Genomic DNA, 345 nt, shown 5'->3' on the forward strand with positions numbered 1-345 from the left:
CAGCGCAAGTAATAATATTAATTTAATCTCTTCAAAAGAAGAGGTGGAGGTAATGTTTAAGCAATATAGGAATCTAATGATTCAAGAATATATGAAGGAATCAGAATATGGAATAGACGTCTATATTGATGAATTTTCTAATGATACTGTAGCAATTTTTGCTAAAGAAAAATTGAAGATGAGAGCAGGAGAAACTGATAAATCTGTTTCAGTCAAAGATGAGAAACTTCTATATTTAGTAGCTAATTTTGTTAAGATAGCTGGTTTTCAAGGTGTAATTGATATCGATGTCTTCAAAAAAAATAATGAATACTATATATCGGAAGTAAATCCTCGTTTTGGAGG

The 345-nt window shown here is 29.6% G+C and carries 1 protein-coding gene; it reads left to right on the top strand.

Features of this window, described 5'->3' with window-relative positions; translation table 11 throughout:
- Positions 1-52: 52 nt before the first annotated feature.
- Positions 53-345: ATP-grasp domain-containing protein (locus tag SB775_RS28110; RefSeq protein WP_410864447.1), on the top strand; the 293-nt coding region annotated here is incomplete at its 3' end.

This window comes from Peribacillus sp. SIMBA_075, from assembly GCF_046534585.1.